The sequence below is a fragment of the Natronospira bacteriovora genome, from assembly GCF_030848495.1.
GTDB classification, from domain to species: Bacteria; Pseudomonadota; Gammaproteobacteria; order Natronospirales; family Natronospiraceae; genus Natronospira; species Natronospira bacteriovora.
This window is the reverse complement of record NZ_JAVDDT010000005.1, coordinates 62,340-78,927: the sequence shown is the minus strand read 5'-3', so window position 1 is coordinate 78,927 and position 16,588 is coordinate 62,340. Positions and strand designations below refer to the sequence as shown.

The window sequence follows — 16,588 nt, the reverse complement described above, 5'->3', positions numbered from 1 at the left end:
GCCATGAAGGCCCTGCTCCCGGCGATCAGTGGTATTGCTCTGGCCGTTTACCCGCTGGTGGTGCTGCTGGGCATGCGCTATCTGGAGCTGGGCGTGCTGTGGATGCTGCTGCTGGCACTGATTGCCCTGAGGGTGCTGGCCGCACGCTGGTTTCACGGCCTGGGCCTGTCACTCCAGGCTTCGATCCTGATTCTGCTCGCTGCCCTGTTCACACTTCCCCTCCTGGTGGATCTGGATTTCATGGTCGGCATCCGTTTCTACCCGGTGCTGGCCAATCTGGGCATCTTCAGCCTGTTCTTCGGATCCCTGTTCACCCGCATGCCACTGGCTGAGCGTTTCGCCCGCCTGCGGGATAAGGAACTGCCGCCGCAGGCCATTCTCTACACGCGCCGGCTGACCTGGCTGTGGTCGCTGTTTCTTTGCCTCAATACCTTCGTTGCCCTGGGCACGGCCCTGTGGGCATCCGATGTGGTCTGGGCCCTGTATAACGGTCTTGTCAGCTACTGTCTCGTGGGGCTGCTGTTCACCCTTGAGTACTTCTACCGCCAGCGAGCCCGGCGATACTGGAGCGCATCATGAGCGAGCTTCTCTCCCTTTCCCGCCCTTTTGCCAATGTGGCGACGGCCGAGGTGGCCAGCTGGCACCCGGAACGGGCCGGGCACGACCGGCGGCAGCTGGCGGCCATGACCCTGGCCGTGCGGGATGCGGTGCTGAATGACAAGCGTCAGCGCTGGGTGGTGGCGGACGAGAACGCCGCCTGCTTTCTCGCGGGTTTTCTCGGTGTACTGGCGACCGGACGGCGAGTGGTGCTGCCCCAGCATATTGGCCGGGATGCCGTCCTGTCGTTCGTGGACGAGACGACCGGTGTGATCAGTGCGTCCCCCGAGCTGGTGGAATCCGCGGCCTTGAACCCGGTGAGCCTGGCCGCCGAGGCCACGGTGGATCCGGCCGCCGCCGCGGCGCTGACCATCGACCTCGATACCCCGCTGGATATGTTCACCTCCGGTTCCACCGGAGACCCCAAGCGCATCAGCAAGCGCTTCCGGCAGCTGGACGCCGAGTTGGCGGTGCTCGAGGCCCTGTGGGGTGAGCAGTTGGGCAACTGCCGGGTGGTGGCCACGGTGCCCCACTACCATCTCTATGGTCTGATCTTTCGTCTGCTCTGGCCCTTTGCCGCCGGGCGGGCGTTCCCCGAGCTGTCGCTGCTGGAACCACCGCGGATCGCCGCGGCCTGCGCCGTGGCCGACGCCACCGCACTGGTGAGCAGTCCGGCCCACCTCAAGCGCTGGCCGGGCTTCGCCAGCCTGCAGGTGGCCAAAGTGAAATTGCCGGTGATCTTTTCCTCGGCCGGTCCACTGCCGGCCGAGACCTCTCGCCGCCTGCACGACGCCCTCGATCCGATCTCCGTGTGGGAAGTCTACGGCAGCACGGAATCCGGCGGCATTGCCTGGCGGGACCAGGGCGCCCCCGGGTTCGCCGATTGGCATGTCTTCGATGGTGTCGAGCTGGGTTTTCCCGATGGTCAGCAAGGACGACTGTCCGTGCGCTCCGCCCCATGTGGTGGCGACTGGATGGATACCGGCGACCGTGCCGAGCTGGTGGGCAAGGCCTTTCGTCTGCTGGGGCGGGAAGATGGTGTGGTCAAGATCGAGGATCGGCGTATTTCCCTGCAGGAAATCGAGCAGGCTCTGGAGGCACTGGACTGGGTTTCCGAAGCCGCGGTACTCGCCATGGATGGCGAGCGTCAGACCACGGCGGCGGCCCTGGTTCTGAGTGCCGAGGGTCGGCGGGAACTGGAGCAACTGGGCGGCTGGCGTTTTCGCGGTGCCCTGCGTGAGCGCCTGGGTGACCGTTTCACCGACGTGGTGCTGCCGCGCCGCTTCCGCTACCTGGAGGCCCTGCCGCGAAACGCCACCGGCAAGGTATTGCAGCGGGATCTGCAGGCCTTGTTCGAGAGGCCGGCATGAAACAGCCTGAGCAGATTGCCCGTGAATCCCTGCCGGACGGAATCCGCCTGCGCCTGCGTGTGCCGGCGGCACTGGACTGGTTTGCGGGGCATTTCCCGGGGCATCCGGTGCTGCCGGGCGTCGTGCAGCTTCACTGGGTTCATCACTTTGCCAGCGAACATTTCCGCACACTGCCACCCTTTGCCGGCCTCCGGCACGTCAAGTTCCATGAACTGATCGAGCCCGACAGCGAGCTCACGCTGGAGATTCGGCGTCGCGGTAACCGCCTGGACTGGCGTTATCTCATGGGAGAAGGGCAGGGCCCGGTCTGCTCGGAAGGTTGCCTGCGTCTGCGGGAGGCCCCATGAGTATTCGCTGCTGTGCCCTGGTGCCGGTCTACAACCAGCCCGAGCGGGTGGCAGAGGTGGTCGCCGGCCTGCGTGCCCACGGCCTTGAATGCCTGCTGGTGGATGACGGCAGCGACCCGGACACGGCAGCGGTGCTGCGAAAGGTGGCCGCCGCCGATGCGGGGGTGCATCTTTGCCGCAGCGAGATCAACCGCGGCAAGGGCATGGCCGTGACCACCGGTCTGCGTCTGGCCCGTGCGCGCGGATTCAGTCATGCCCTGCAGGTGGACGCCGACGGCCAGCATGATCTGAATGATGTGCCGGGCTTGCTACGCCTGGTGGAGGCCGAACCGGGGGCGCTGGTTTCCGGGCGCCCCCGCTATGACGAGAGTGTTCCGGTCGGACGGGTGTTTGCCCGTTACATCACGCATGTCTGGGTGTGGATCGAGACCCTGTCATTGCGGATTTCCGACTCCATGTGTGGCTACCGTGTCTATCCGGTGGAGGCGAGCCTGGCGGTAATCGACCAGGAGGGCGTGGGCGCGCGCATGGATTTCGATACCGAGATCATGGTGCGCCTGTTCTGGCGTGGTGTCCCCGTGCGCTTTCTGCCCACGGCGGTGCGCTACGATACCGGCAGCCGATCCACCTTTCGTCTGTTCCGGGACAATGTGCGCATCAGCTGGATGCACACCCGCCTGGTCTTCGGCATGCTTGGGCGGCTGCCACGCCTGCTGTTCGCCCGCCGGAGCGGTGAGCGTCACTGGTCCCGTACCGGTGAACGCGGCAGCCTGCTGGCACTGCGCCTGTCCGTCCTGGCTTTTCGACTGCTCGGCCGTCGCGGCATGGCGGTGGTGCTGTTCCCGGCGGCGGTGTATTTCCTGCTCTTCAATGCACGTGCCCGGCGTGCCTCCATGCAGTATTTTCACCGTCTGCATGCCCTGGACCCCGCTTTGCCGGCACCGGGCTGGCGCAACAGTTTCCGCCATTTCTGGCAATTCGTGCAGGCCAACATCAATCGGGTGGAAGCCTGGTCGGGGGCTGACAGTCAGGCCCGCACGGCCTTTCCGGATGAGGCACACTTTCAGGCCCTGGTGGATGCCGGGCAGGGGGCACTCTTCATCGGCGCCCATGTGGGCAACCTTGAAGTGGGCCGGGCGATTGCCGCGCGCTGGCCGGAAGTGACCTTCAACGCGCTGGTCTACACGGCCAACGCCCGGCGTTACAATCGTGCCATGCAGGAGCTGAACGAGCGTTTCGGCGCCAATCTGATCCTGGTGGAAGAAATCGGCGCGGATACCGCGTTGATGCTCAAGTCACGGGTCGATGCCGGGGAGTTCGTGGTGATTGTCGGCGATCGTACCCCCGTGGCCGGGGACAGCCCCACGGTCACCGCCCCCTTTCTGGGCGAACAGGCCCGTTTTCCGGTGGGCCCCTGGGTGCTGGCCCATGTTCTGGCCTGCCCGGTGTTCTTCTTTTTCTACATGGAAGACGACGATGGCGGTTTCCGTGTATTCCTGGAACCGGTGGCGGATCGCATTCGCCTGCCGCGAAAGGATCGGGATCGGGAACTGCAGGCGCTGACGGAGACGTATGCCGGTCGTCTGGAAACGCTTGCGCGGCAATACCCTTATCAGTGGTACAACTTCTATGACTTCTGGCGGGACAACGGTGTCCAGGCGACGCCGCCATCGCCAGTGGCCGATCTGGAGAAGCAGGAATGAATCAGCGTCTGGACCCGGTACCCGGGCAGGTGAGCAGTGGCGGGGTGCTGGAAATCGGTGGCCGCGATCTGGCGGTGGCGTCCCTGGATGCCGTGGCACGCCGCCGTGTGTCGGTGTCATTGTCCGCGGATGAGGGTTTTCGTGACCGCATTCGCCAGGGAGCCGCGCGGGTGTCCGAAATCATTGCCAGTGGCCGCCAGGTCTATGGCATCTCCACCGGTTTCGGCGATTCCTGCACGGTCTCCATCCCCGCCGACCAGTTGCATGTGCTGCCCCTGAACCTGACCCGCTATCACGGCTGTGGCATGGGTGAGTACCTCTCCGACGAGGCGGTGCGGGCCACCATGCTGGCCCGGGTGAATTCTCTGGCGCGAGGGGTTTCCGGTGTTCGCCTTGAACTGCTGGAGAATCTGGTGCGTCTGCTGCAGGAGGATGTCCTGCCCATGATGCCGGCCGAGGGTTCGGTGGGTGCCAGTGGTGATCTCACGCCCCTGTCCTATCTGGCCGCCACCCTGCTGGGTGAACGGGAGGTTCGCCACCAGGGCCGCCGGCGACCGGCGGCCGAGGTGCTGGCGGAGATTGGTATCGAGCCGCTGCAGCTCAAGCCCAAGGAGGGCCTGGCCCTGATGAACGGCACCGCCGTGATGACGGGGATTGCCGGCATCGTCTGGGCCCGTGCCCGCCAGCTGGTGCACGCTGCCAATCGCATCACGGCCATGGCCAGTACGGCCATGGCCGGCAATGCCGACCACTTCCATCCCGAACTCTTCGCCATGAAGCCCCATCCGGGACAGTCGCGTTCGGCCGCCGCTATCCGTCAGGTACTGCCCGAACACACCGGCGTACCCGGGGTTCGCCTGCAGGACCGCTACTCCATCCGCTGCGCACCACATGTGATCGGCGTGCTTGATGACACCCTGGACTGGACGGAACGCTGGCTGGACATCGAGTTCAACAGCGCCAATGACAACCCCCTGATTGATCCGGTGGACGGCAGTGTCTATCACGGCGGGCATTTCTATGGCGGTCATGTGGGCCAGGCCATGGATTCCCTGAAAACGGCGATTGCCAGCCTGGCCGATCTGCAGGATCGGCAGATGGCCCAGCTGGTGGATGCCCGCTTCTCCAACGGACTGCCGGCCAATCTCGCCAGCGAGGACAATCCGGAGCGGGACAGCAGTCATGGCCTCAAGGCCCTGCAGATCTCGGTGTCCGCCTGGACGGCCGAGGCGCTCAAGCTGACCATGCCGGCCACCGCCTTTTCCCGTTCCACCGAATGTCACAACCAGGACAAGGTAAGCATGGGCACCATCGCCGCCCGTGATGCCCTGCGGGTGCTTGAGCTGGCCGAGCAGGTCTGCACGGCTCTGCTGGTGACCGTCTCCCAGGCTCTTTATATCCGTGAACAGCGCAATGAGCTCAGGGGGTTGCCCGCCACGGTGGAAGCGACCCTCGAGGCCGTACGTCAGGTCTGCCCCCCGGTGCATCAGGATCGGGCCCTGGAGATGGAGCTTCGTGCCTTGCTGGACACCCTGCGCGATCGTCGAATTCCGCTGGAGAACGAACAATGAAGGCAGTCATCCAGGAAAGCATCGAACTGGAAGTGCCCTTTCAGGACCTCGACCCCATGGGGGTGGCCTGGCATGGCAACTACTTTCGCTACTTCGAGGCCGGTCGGGCCGCCCTGCTGCGCAGCATCGACTACGACTACCCGGAAATGCGCGCATCGGAATACCTCTGGCCCATCGTCGATACCCGGGTGAAGTACATCCGGCCGCTGGAATATGCCCAACGCATCCGTGTCATTTCGGGCATCGTGGAATGGGAAAACCGCCTGCGTATCGATTACGAGATCCGCAATCTGGACGATGACAGGCGTCTGTGTCGAGCCCACACCATTCAGTGCGCGGTGGATGCGCGCAGTGGCGAACTGCAGTTCGTCTCACCACCCGCCCTCACGGATCGCGTACGTGCCCGGCTGGAGGCCCAGGCCTCATGATGCGCCTGGCCGCCCTGCTTATGTCCCTGTGCCTGCTGACCCCGTCGGCCGCCGCCGACACGGCACCGGAAGGCTTCGAGGCCCGCTTCGAACAGGCACGCACCACGCCGGGGCTGGAGCGACCCTTTCGCAGCGAGGGACGGGTGAGCTGGGTCGAGGGCGAAGGCCTGGAGTGGCGCACCGAATCACCCTTTGAATACGCCTATCTGCTGTATCTGGATCGCATCGTCGAGGAGGATGCCGATGGCCACCGGCGCGAGATCAGCCGTCGCGAGGCCCCCTGGGTGGTCTCGCTCAATGAGCTCCTCATTGCGGTCATGAGCGGCGACGAGCAGGCCATGGCGAGTCTGTTTCAGGTACGGGATCGATCGGTACCGGACGATGGACACGGCCAGGTGCTCAGTCTGGTGCCGCGGGATGAGGCACTGGCCCAACAGATTCCCCGCCTGCAGCTGGAAAAGAACGGGCATATCCGCCGGGTGGTGATTGAGGAGGCCGATGGTGGCCGGCTCGACATCCGTCTCAGTGAGCATCGTGGCAAAGCCCCGTCGCTGCCGGAGGACGACACGGAATCGGGTTCATGAGAGGGGCGCTTTTCTGGCTATTGATGCTGTTGGCCGTGCTCGCCGTGGGCGGGTTTCATCTGGCAGGCGACGGAGACTGGCTGGATACCGACATCACCCATCTGATGCCGGCGGAACATCAGGATCCGGTGGTGGCGCGGGCACTGCAGCAGGATCGTCTCGGCGTTGCCGGCGAATTGATGCTGCTGGTCACCGGGCCCACGGTGGCCGCCGAGGCGGCCATGCGGGCGGCCCGTGACGAACTGGAAGCCGCTGCCGTGGCGCGGCCGGTACGCTCGGGGTCCAGCCGTGATCTGCTGGATCACCTGGCCGACTGGCGCTTTGTCCTGCTTAGCGATACCCGCCTTGAGGCCATGAGGGCGGATCCGGCCCAGGCCTATCTGCGTGCCGTTCAGGCGCGGCTGGCGCGCCCCTCATCCACCCCCGGCCTGGGATTCGACAAGGATCCCGCCGGCTTTCTGGGCGACTACCTCTCGCGGCTGCCCAATCCCTATCCCGGTCTTCAGGCGCGCGGCGGACTCTGGCAGGGCGAGCGGGCCGGTGAGCCCTTCTGGTTTCTGCCCATGACGCTGCAGGGTGAAGCCTTTGACGGGCGTTTTCAGGCCACCGTCCTCGATGCGCTCGAGAACGCGAGGCTTGCGGCCAGTGCCGAGTGTGGCGACTGCCGTCTGCAGGTGACCGGTCCGGTTCTGTTTGCGGCGGAACAGCGTGACCTGGCCCGGGCGGAAATCACCCTGATCTCCACTCTGTCCCTGAGCGGTATCGTACTGCTGGTCCTGCTCGCCTTTGGCAGTCTTCGTCCGGTGCTGCTGGGAACGCTGGCACTGGCCACCGGCGTGTTGATGGCGGTGGCCTTGTCCCTTCTGCTCTTCGGCCGCCTGCATGTGATCACACTGGTGGCAGGCACGACGCTGCTGGGCATCGCCATCGACTATGTCTTCAAGTACCTGGTGCATCGTGCCGAAGGTGACTCGCCCGGTGGCGGTGCCGACGTGGTTCGACGCCTGCGCCGCCCCCTGGTGCTGGGCGTGGCCAGCAGTCTTTTGTGCCTGACGGTATTGGCGTTGAGCCCCTTTCCGGTGATGCGCGAGCTGGCGGTGTTTTCCGGTGCCGGTCTGGCGGGTGCCTGGCTTACGGTGGTGTGGCTGTTCCCCTTTGCCGATCGCGGGCGCCCCCTCCAGCTGCGTTCGCGGTTGCAGCAGGGCGTTAATCGTCCGGTGGCCTTCTTCGCCGGGCTGGGTCGCGTGCGCTGGCTGCTGCCGTTACTGTGCCTGCCACTGGGCGTGCTGGCTTACGCCCTGATCCCGGGTTCGGATGATCTGCGGGCTTTCCAGGCCGAGCTGCCCGAGCGCCTGGCGGTGGATCAGCATCTGCGTTCCCTCACCGGCACGAACTTCCCTGAAGGCTTCTTCATCGTCGAGGGTGATGCTGCCGATACTGTCCTCGAACGCGAGCAGGCCTTGCTGAGCCGCCTGGATCAGGGGCTGGCCGATGCCCCTATTGCCCTGTCCCGCGTGGTGCCGCCGCTGACGCGACAGAAAGAGGCCCATGCCCTCATTGGGCAAGCCCTGAATAACCCCCGCCTGATGGAACAATTGCAGGCCCTGGGCCTGAGTTCGGCGGGCTTGCAGCGCCTGCGCCGGGACTGGGCCGCCGCCGACGGGCGCTGGTTACAGCCGCGGGACCTGGGCAGCGGGCCATTGGCACCACTGGCCGACAGCCTGTGGCTGAAGCACGAAACGGCCCCCGCCAGCCTGGTGATTCCCCGGGGCGCCCCCGGAATCGAGAGCGCGCTTCCCCCCGGTGTGCGCTTCATTCGCCCCATCAGCCTGATGAACGAAAACCTCTCGGCGCAACGGCGGGCGGCCGGGCACTGGATACTCACGGCAGCGGTACTGGGTATTCCCCTGTTGTTCGTTCTCATTCTCGGCTGGCCGCGAGGTCTGCGCCCGGCACTCGCTCCCCTGTGTGCATTGTCGATCACCCTGCTGTTTCTGTGGCTGAGCGGGATCGGGCTCAATACCTTCGTGCTCATGGGGCTGATCCTGGGGCTCGGGGTGGGGGCGGACTACGCCGCCTTCCTGGCGGCCGAGCAGAGGGTCTCGCCGCCCGGGGTCACCGGCATTGCCCTGGCCGCCGTCACCACCCTGCTGGCCTTCGGTCTGCTGGGCCTGAGCCAGGTCAGTGCCCTTGGCCAGTTCGGCCTGACCGTGGTGGTGGGCATCGTGGCCGCCTGGCTGTCGTCCTTTGTGCTGGCCTGTGAGGATGGCGGGGAGGGCGTTGCATGAAGGGCCATGTCGTCCTGATCTTCACCCTGCTGCTGGCCGCCTGCGCCCATGTCAGCCTGCCACCCGAACGGGAGTGCGAGCGCCTGCACGCCAGGCTGGCCTATTGCCTGATCGAGCCGGCGGCCCTGGCCGATCCGGAGGAACGCCTGGATCGGGTGGAGGTGCGCAGCCCGGAGGGCCGGCAGACCTTCATCGGCCAGATTGCCTTCGATAGCGAGCGCACCCTGCTGGTGGGGCAGAGCCAGACCGGCATGGGGCTGTTCCGAATCGAATGGGACGGTACGCGGCTGCAGCAGTCCGTTCGCAGCGAGGAAATGGGCCTGGACGGACGTCGATTGCTGGCGCTGATTCAGCTGGTCTTCGCGTCCCCCGATCAGCTGGCCACGGCCGTCATCGGCGGCCGGGTGAGTGATCGGGCCATGGACGATGGCCGCGAGCGGCGCCTGACACTGGATGGCGGTCGCCTGCTGGCCCGCATACACTATGCGCCGGACGGCGAGATTACCGTCGAATTCGCCGACGAGCTGTACATTCGAATGAGCCCGCTTTGAGGAGTCTCGTACTTGCGCTGTTATCTCAACCAGCTTGGCATCATCAATTCCCTGGGAGGCGATCGTGACAGCGTGCTCCAATCGCTGCTGTCCGGCAGCCGCGCCGGCCTGAACCGCGAGGTGACGCTGCTGCGGGGTGGCCGTACCACGGTAGCGGAGTGGCCGGGGCCGTTGCCGGCCATCGAACCGCCTTGGCGTCACTACAACAGCCGCAACAACCGCCTCCTGCTGGCCGCCCTGAACCAGATTCGCGAGGCCGTGGATGCCGCCATTCAGCGGCATGGGCCGCAGCGGGTGGCGGTGGTGCTGGGTTCGAGTACCTCGGGAGTGCGCGAGGGGGAGCAGGCCGTTGCCGCGGATCATCACGGTCAGCCGCGGCCGTCGGATTACCACTACCGGCAGCAGGAAGTCGGCAGCCCCTCGGACTTCCTCGCGGATTTCCTCGCGGTCACCGGTCCGGCCATGACCATTTCCACTGCCTGCACCTCCAGCGCCAAATCCATCATCGCCGGGGCGCGCCTGCTGCAGGCGGGGCTGTGTGACGTGGTTCTGGCAGGGGGGGTGGATTCCCTCTGCGGTCTGACGGTGAATGGCTTTGATGCACTGGAATCCGTGTCGGCGGGGCAGAGCAACCCCTTCAGCCGTCGTCGTGACGGCATCAACATCGGTGAAGGGGCGGCGCTCTTTCTCATGAGCCGGGAAGCCGGCGGCCTGAGCCTGATGGGCTGGGGCGAGACCTCCGATGCCCACCATATTTCCGCCCCGGATCCGGAGGGCCGTGGCGCCGAAGCCGCCATGCGTGCGGCCCTGGATCAGGCGGGGCGGGCAGCCGGCGATGTCGCCTATCTGAACCTGCACGGAACAGGTACCATTAAGAATGACCTGATGGAGAGCCATGCGGTTGCCCGGGTGTTTCCCGAGGGCGTGGCCTGCGGGTCGAGCAAGGGCATGACAGGACATACACTGGGTGCGGCGGGTGCCACCGAAGCGGCCTTCTGCTGGCTGGCCCTGCATCCCGATCATGGTGACGGTCGTCTGCCGCCCCATGTCTGGGATGGCGAGGCGGATCCGGCGCTGGCGCCACTGAGCCTGATCGACACCGACAGCCGTGTGCGAGGGGGTGTGCGGCTGGCCATGAGCAACTCCTTCGCCTTTGGTGGCAGCAATGCCGTGCTGCTTATCGGCGACGCCTGAGTCCTGCATCAGAAACAACGGTTCAGGGGGTTTCCCGGAATGAAATCGGAAGCGTTGCTGCCCCATGGCGGCGACATGCGCCTGATTGACGAGCTGGCGAGCCATGGCGATGTGCAGGCCCATGGGTGTGTACGGCTGACCCCGGCACATCCCTTTCTGGATGCAGACGGGCAGGTGCCGGCCTGGGTCGGGCTGGAAATGATGGCCCAGACGGTGGCGGCGTGGTCCGGCGCGCGGGGTCAGGCCCGGGGCGAGCGTCCACGCATGGGGTATCTGCTCGCCTGCCGGTCCTTTGACGCGGATATTCCCGCCTTTCCGGTGCCCGGCGAGCTGGACATTCACATGCAGGAGCTGATGCGTCAGGACAATGGATTCGGTTCCTACAGCGGGGAAATTCATCTGGACGGTCGCGTGGTGGCGCGTGGCCGGCTGAGTGTCATGGAAATGCAAGGCGACGTGGTCGCTGCCGACGGAGAAGATCAATGAGCCAACAGGACGACAGGCGGGTGCTGGTAACCGGCGCCAGCCGGGGAATCGGACGCGCCATCGCCCGGCGCCTGGCGGAAGATGGCTGGGCGCTCACCCTGCATTATCGTTCCGGCCGGGATGCCGCCGAGGCGCTGGCTGAAGACATCCGCGGGGCCGGTGGCCGGGCGGATACACTGGCCTTCGACATCGGTGACCGGGAGGCCGTGGCCGCCGCCCTGGAAGCGGACGTGGAGGCCAATGGCGCCTACTACGGGGTGATCTGCAATGCCGGCATCACGGCCGACAATGCTTTCCCGGCCATGCCCGGCGAGGACTGGGACCGGGTCATCAATACCAATCTTGGTGGCTTCTACAATGTGGTCCACCCCCTGGTGATGCCCATGGTGCGTTCGCGCAAGGGTGGGCGCATTGTGGCGATGTCCTCGGTTTCCGGCCTGATGGGCAATCGCGGCCAGGCCAACTACGCCGCCTCCAAAGCCGGTATCATTGCGGCAGCCCAGAGCCTGGCGCTGGAGCTGGCCAAACGCCGGATCACGGTCAACTGCGTGGCGCCGGGCCTGATTGAAACGGATATGGTGGCCGATGCACCGGTGGAGGAAGCCCTCAAGCTGATCCCCGCCGGCCGCGTGGGTCGCCCGGAAGAAGTGGCGGCGACCGTGGCCTTTCTCATGCGTGATGAGGCGGCCTACATCACCCGACAGGTGTTCGCCGTCAACGGAGGGATGTGTTGATGCGACGTGTGGTGGTAACCGGTGTCGGAGGCCTGACTTCGCTGGGGCACGACTGGCCGAGTATTCGCGCCGCCCTGAAGGCCGGCCGGACAGGTATTCGTTACATGCCCGAGTGGGAACGATTCGTCGGCCTGAATACCCGTCTGGGTGGGCCGGTCATGGACTTCGAGTTGCCCAAGGCGGGTTATGGGCGCAAGCAGACCCGCAGCATGGGTACCGTGGCTCTGCTGGCCACCCGCGCCTCGGACCTGGCCCTGCAGGATGCCGGCCTGCGCGAGCATCCGATCCTGACCAGCGGCCGTGCCGGTGTGGCCTGTGGCTCCTCCTTCGGCAGCATCGACGCCACCGAGACCTTCGCCCGCTATCTCCAGACCGGCAATGTGGCTGGCGTGACCTCCAACAGCTATGTGCAGATGATGGGGCACACCGCGCCGGTGAACATCGCCCTGTACTTCAAGATGACCGGGCGCATCATTCCCACCAGCTCCGCCTGCACCTCCGGCTCCCATGGCGTGGGTTATGGCATGGAGCCCATTCGCTACGGTCATCAGGACATGATGATCGGTGGTGGTGCCGAAGAACTTTCCAGTGCCGATGCCGCGGTGTTCGATACCCTGTACGCCACTTCAACCCGCAATGATGCCCCCGAAACCACGCCCGCGCCCTATGATCGTGACCGGGACGGCCTCGTGGTGGGCGAGGGTGCGGTGAGCCTGATCCTGGAATCCCTGGATCATGCTCGCGAACGCGGGGCCAGCATCATGGCCGAACTGGTGGGCTTTGGCACCAATTCCGATGGCACCCACATTACTCAGCCCAATGCCGAAACCATGGCCGTGGCCATGCGTCTGGCTCTGGAGGATGCCGGTATTCACCCTGATCAGGTCGGTTACGTCAGCGGACACGGCACCGCCACGGATCGGGGCGACATTGCCGAGACCCATGCCACTCGCGAGGTTTTCGGTCGCGCCGTGCCCATCAGTTCCATGAAGGGCAACTTCGGGCACACGCTGGGGGCCTGCGGTTCCCTGGAAGCGTGGCTGGCCATCGAGATGATGAATGAAGGCTGGTTCGCCCCCACGGCCAATCTCCACAATGTGGATGACCGCTGTGCCGACCTGGATTACATCATGGGCGACGGCCGCGAGATCGATACCGAGTATGTGATGAGCAACAACTTCGCTTTCGGTGGAATCAATACGTCACTGATCTTCCGGCGTTGGCGGGAATGATTATCTAATCGTTGTCGTTGTCGGGCTTTTGCAAGAAGTGACGAGCTTCGAGTGACGAGCAGCGAGCAAGAAAGACGAACAACTCGCCGCCCTGTCCTTTTCGTAGTCGTAGTCGTAATCGGCCTTTGCAGGCAGGAAGGGAAACCCGAAAATCCGACAACGACAACGACAACGACAACGACAACGGCGAGAAGAACACCGCAATCCGAAACATCAGGCAATTGCCATGAAACGATTCATCACCCTCACAATCATCACCGCCCTGACCGTCGGCAGCGTCATGGCCGATGAACGCCCCCGGGCCCGTGATCTGGGCATTGCGCCGGGTGTCCTGCCCACGGGGGAGCTCAACGCCATCACCGATGTGGACGGTGTTCGCGTGGGTCATGTGTCTTTGGTATCGGGGGATGACATCCGCACCGGCGTCACGGCCGTTCTTCCCCACGACGGCAATGTCTTCCAGGATAAGGTGCCTGCCGCTGTCCATACCGCCAACGGTTTCGGCAAGGCGGTGGGTTTCGAGCAGGTGCGGGAACTGGGCACGCTGGAGTCACCCGTTCTGCTGACCAATACCCTCAATGTGGGCACGGTGATGGATGCCGGTGCCCGCTGGGTACTCGAGCAGGAAGGCAATGAGGATGTCCGTTCGGTCAATGTCCTGGTGGGCGAGACCAACGACGGCTATCTCAATGACATTCGTGCCCAGTATGTCCGCCCGCAGCATGTCTTTTCCGCCATCGAGTCCGCGGAAGGCGGCCTGGTGGCCGAGGGCAATGTGGGGGCCGGTACCGGTACCCGCGCCTTCGGCTGGAAGGCCGGCATCGGCACGGCCTCGCGCACCCTGCCGGCCACCCTGGGCGGCCATACGGTGGGGGTGCTGGTGCAGGCCAATTTTGGCGGCATCCTGACCATGGATGGCGTTCGGGTGGGCGAGATTCTGGGCCAGTATCGATTCCGTGATGTGCTGGAGACCGGTCTGGAACTGGAGCTGGAAACCGAGCAGGGATCCATCATGGTGGTCATTGCCACCGATGCGCCGGTGGGTGAGCGCAACCTGGAACGGATGGCCAAACGGGCTGCCCTGGGTATCGGGCGCACAGGCGGATTCATGAGCAACGGCTCGGGTGATTTCATGGTGGCTTTCTCCACGGCGGAACGGGTTCGCCACGGTGCCGATCGCAGTGAACGAACGATCAGCCGACTCAATGACTCGGCCATGGATCCCTTGTTTCTGGCCACGGTGGAGGCAACGGAAGAGGCCATCTACAACAGCCTGGTCCAGGCGGAGTCCATGAGTGGTCGGGATGGCCGCCACCTGGATGCCATTCCGCTTGAGCGTCTCGAGGAGCTGTTTCAGTGAAAAGGATGCAAGCCTTCGGCTTGAGTGTGCTGCTGGTGGGGCTGATTCTGGCCGGATGTGACAGCCCTGAGGGCGACCGGGAAATGCGGCAGGCACGGGTGGAAGCCTCCGCCTTTCCCCGCGGTGCGGCCCTGTATGAGCGCCAATGCCGAGCCTGCCACCAGAGTGATGGCAGTGGCGTGGGTCGCACCTTTCCACCGCTGGCCGGACACGCGGTGGAATTGGCCCTGGCCGAAGGCGGACGGGAATACCTGGTTCAGCTCACCCTGCATGGTCTCGGTGGTGAGATTCAGGTCCAGGGGCAGACCTATCGTGGCATCATGCCGGGCTTCACGCGCCTGTCGGACGAAGATATCGCCGCCATACTCAATCACAGCATTCATGCCTGGGGCGGCGAAGACCGACTGTCCGACGACTTCGAGCCTCTGCGCCCGGAGGAAGTAGCCGCCCAGCGTGAAGAGCGTCTGAGTCCCAGCCAGGTGCGCGAGCGCCGCCCCGACATTGATTGATTCATTGACTGCCGGAGCCAACATGAGCGACAAGCAACCGAGCAACAAGCAGCTTTTCATCCGCCTGGGCATTCTCATCGGCCTATTGGCGGTATTGATGATTACGGGTCTGCTGATTCCAAGGATGGAGTGAGCGGGATTCGACAACCGTCGTAGTCGTAATCGTAATCGGCATTTTTAAGTCTGGAAAAGCCGATTACGACTACGACTACGATTACGAGAAGAGCCGGGCACTCACTAATACCGGTAACCCGGAATCCGATCCATCAGTCTCAACCAGCCTCGGGCCGTGCGGTAGAGAAACCAGAGCCAGTTCAGGAACAGGACGCCCCAGCCGATGAGAATCGGGGTCAGGGCCAGGCCGATGAGCAGCCAGAGCACGGACCACCAGAAGGTGCGGATCTGCCAGCGCAGGTGGCTGGCGGTCAACCCCGATACCACCTTGCCGTTCTGAAGATGGGCCACGATGACGCCGATGAAGGCGGGCACGCCACTGAAAAGGCTGACCGCATAAAGGGCATAGACGATGTGGCAGGCGGTCTGGTCCTGACGATAGTCCTGACCCATGGCCTGCTCGTTTCCGTAGGCGCTCATATCCGCTTCTCCTCGTCCTCGCCATTCTGCAGTGCTTCCAGCGCCAGGCGGGCCTCTTCGAATTCGGGATCCAGTTTCAGGGCCTGATGCCAGGCCTGTTGTGCCTGTTCAGCGTCACCACCGGCCAGATGAATCTCGCCCAGCCGCCTCCAGGCCGCGGCCGCCGACGGCATCAGGGGTGAGTGGAAGGGCAGGGCCAGGTATTCCTCCAGCGCGGCCTTGCCGGCGGGGCGGTCTTCCCCGGACAGAGCGGCGGTGCGGCCAAGCTGATACAGGGCACTGGGATTGCCCGGTTTCATGGCAAGGTATTCATGCAGGGTCTTGCGCGCGGCCGCCCAGTCTTCAAGGGCCTGGGCATTGAAAACGGCGGGCATGGCAGCGTCTTCGATGCCACGGCCCTCATCCCAGGCCTGCAGCAGGCCATCCAGGCCGGCCCGCTGTTCCTTCTCGCTGATCAGGAACAGGGCATCGGCCAGCAGGCCCCAGTGGGGATCGATTTCAGCCAGGCGCTGGCGCTGTTCCTCGGCCACGGAGGAGCGACCGCCAACCACCCGCGGCGCACCCATGTGGAACTGCATGAGTCCGAGACGATATTCGGGGTTGTCCGGGTCGAGCTCCACCACCGTTTCCAGGGCACGACGGATCTGGCGGGCCAGGCGCATCTGACCGAGGGCGCCGCTGTCATTGAGTGAAGCGGTCAGGCCGGCCAGCCGATACCAGTGAGGTTCGGCGTCTTCCGGCGCCCGGGTCTTGGCATCCTCCAGATAGGGCATGGCCTCGTCGATTCGACCCACCGTGATCAGGGCCAGACCCTTGAGCTTCAGCCACTCCACATTCTCGGGATCCCGGTGCTGCTCGAGAATGCTCACCGCCCGGTCCGCACGCCATTGGTCCAGTGCCGACTGTGCCAGTTCCAGGGGCGACTGGTCGTTTCCGGCCAGCAGCGGCGTGGGTAGAAGCAGCAGCAGAAGCAGGGTGAGTTGCTTTGTCATCATCGTTCCCCTTCTTATGGTTGTCGTGTCTGTTCCGATATTCATTTT

17 protein-coding genes are annotated in these 16,588 nt (G+C 64.7%); 15 read left to right on the top strand and 2 right to left on the bottom strand.

All coding sequences use genetic code 11. The annotated features are described in order from the left end of the window. Positions 1–3: 3 nt before the first annotated feature. From RBH19_RS08910 to RBH19_RS08840, 15 genes are all read left to right on the top strand, one after another. Positions 4–579 carry a COG4648 family protein gene (locus tag RBH19_RS08910; protein WP_306728492.1) on the top strand — a complete coding sequence of 192 codons (576 nt, stop codon included), beginning with the start codon at positions 4–6 and terminating at the stop codon, positions 577–579. After that, complete coding sequence (locus tag RBH19_RS08905) at positions 576–1,967, top strand: AMP-binding protein (protein ID WP_306728491.1); 1,392 nt, start codon at positions 576–578, stop codon at positions 1,965–1,967. Before RBH19_RS08910 ends, RBH19_RS08905 begins: the two co-directional genes overlap by 4 nt. Further along, positions 1,964–2,314 (top strand): ApeI family dehydratase, encoded by a 351-nt coding sequence (locus tag RBH19_RS08900; RefSeq protein ID WP_306728490.1) that lies wholly within the window; start codon positions 1,964–1,966, stop codon positions 2,312–2,314. The genes RBH19_RS08905 and RBH19_RS08900 overlap by 4 nt, the downstream gene beginning before the upstream one ends. Beyond that, positions 2,311–4,017 (top strand): glycosyltransferase family 2 protein, encoded by a 1,707-nt coding sequence (locus RBH19_RS08895; RefSeq protein WP_306728489.1) that lies wholly within the window; start codon positions 2,311–2,313, stop codon positions 4,015–4,017. The genes RBH19_RS08900 and RBH19_RS08895 overlap by 4 nt, the downstream gene beginning before the upstream one ends. Next, complete coding sequence (locus RBH19_RS08890) at positions 4,014–5,588, top strand: HAL/PAL/TAL family ammonia-lyase (protein WP_306728488.1); 1,575 nt, start codon at positions 4,014–4,016, stop codon at positions 5,586–5,588. The genes RBH19_RS08895 and RBH19_RS08890 overlap by 4 nt, the downstream gene beginning before the upstream one ends. Next, entirely contained in the window at positions 5,585–6,016 is a 432-nt protein-coding gene (locus RBH19_RS08885; protein WP_306728487.1) for an acyl-CoA thioesterase, read from the top strand. The genes RBH19_RS08890 and RBH19_RS08885 overlap by 4 nt, the downstream gene beginning before the upstream one ends. Continuing rightward, positions 6,013–6,600, top strand: coding sequence for a LolA family protein (locus tag RBH19_RS08880; RefSeq protein ID WP_306728486.1), 588 nt, complete (start codon positions 6,013–6,015; stop codon positions 6,598–6,600). Before RBH19_RS08885 ends, RBH19_RS08880 begins: the two co-directional genes overlap by 4 nt. Further along, the gene (locus RBH19_RS08875; protein ID WP_306728485.1) at positions 6,597–8,888 is read left to right on the top strand and encodes an MMPL family transporter; all 2,292 of its coding nucleotides are present in this window, start codon (positions 6,597–6,599) and stop codon (positions 8,886–8,888) included. Before RBH19_RS08880 ends, RBH19_RS08875 begins: the two co-directional genes overlap by 4 nt. Then, positions 8,885–9,439, top strand: a complete 555-nt coding sequence (locus RBH19_RS08870; RefSeq protein WP_306728484.1) for a DUF3261 domain-containing protein — start codon at positions 8,885–8,887, stop codon at positions 9,437–9,439. The genes RBH19_RS08875 and RBH19_RS08870 overlap by 4 nt, the downstream gene beginning before the upstream one ends. A 12-nt stretch (positions 9,440–9,451) precedes the next feature. Further along, entirely contained in the window at positions 9,452–10,633 is a 1,182-nt protein-coding gene (locus tag RBH19_RS08865) for a beta-ketoacyl-[acyl-carrier-protein] synthase family protein (protein ID WP_306728483.1), read from the top strand. A 39-nt stretch (positions 10,634–10,672) separates the two neighbouring features. Then, on the top strand, positions 10,673–11,119 hold the full coding sequence (locus tag RBH19_RS08860) for a hotdog family protein (RefSeq protein ID WP_306728482.1): 447 nt from the start codon (positions 10,673–10,675) through the stop codon (positions 11,117–11,119). Then, positions 11,116–11,853 (top strand): 3-oxoacyl-ACP reductase FabG, encoded by a 738-nt coding sequence (gene fabG / locus RBH19_RS08855; protein ID WP_306728481.1) that lies wholly within the window; start codon positions 11,116–11,118, stop codon positions 11,851–11,853. The genes RBH19_RS08860 and fabG overlap by 4 nt, the downstream gene beginning before the upstream one ends. Then, on the top strand, positions 11,853–13,085 hold the full coding sequence (locus RBH19_RS08850; RefSeq protein WP_306728480.1) for a beta-ketoacyl-ACP synthase: 1,233 nt from the start codon (positions 11,853–11,855) through the stop codon (positions 13,083–13,085). Before fabG ends, RBH19_RS08850 begins: the two co-directional genes overlap by 1 nt. Before the next feature lie 226 nt (positions 13,086–13,311). After that, positions 13,312–14,445: a DmpA family aminopeptidase gene (locus tag RBH19_RS08845; RefSeq protein ID WP_306728479.1), complete on the top strand. Its 1,134-nt coding sequence runs from the start codon at positions 13,312–13,314 to the stop codon at positions 14,443–14,445. A gap of 5 nt (positions 14,446–14,450) precedes the next feature. Then, positions 14,451–14,954: a c-type cytochrome gene (locus RBH19_RS08840; protein WP_306728604.1), complete on the top strand. Its 504-nt coding sequence runs from the start codon at positions 14,451–14,453 to the stop codon at positions 14,952–14,954. Positions 14,955–15,191: 237 nt separating this feature from the next. Here the strand turns inward: RBH19_RS08840 and RBH19_RS08835 are convergent, their stop codons facing one another. Further along, positions 15,192–15,548 (bottom strand): DUF4870 family protein, encoded by a 357-nt coding sequence (locus RBH19_RS08835; RefSeq protein WP_306728478.1) that lies wholly within the window; start codon positions 15,546–15,548, stop codon positions 15,192–15,194. Continuing rightward, positions 15,545–16,540: a tetratricopeptide repeat protein gene (locus tag RBH19_RS08830; protein WP_306728477.1), complete on the bottom strand. Its 996-nt coding sequence runs from the start codon at positions 16,538–16,540 to the stop codon at positions 15,545–15,547. The genes RBH19_RS08835 and RBH19_RS08830 overlap by 4 nt, the downstream gene beginning before the upstream one ends. Positions 16,541–16,588 lie beyond the last annotated feature (48 nt).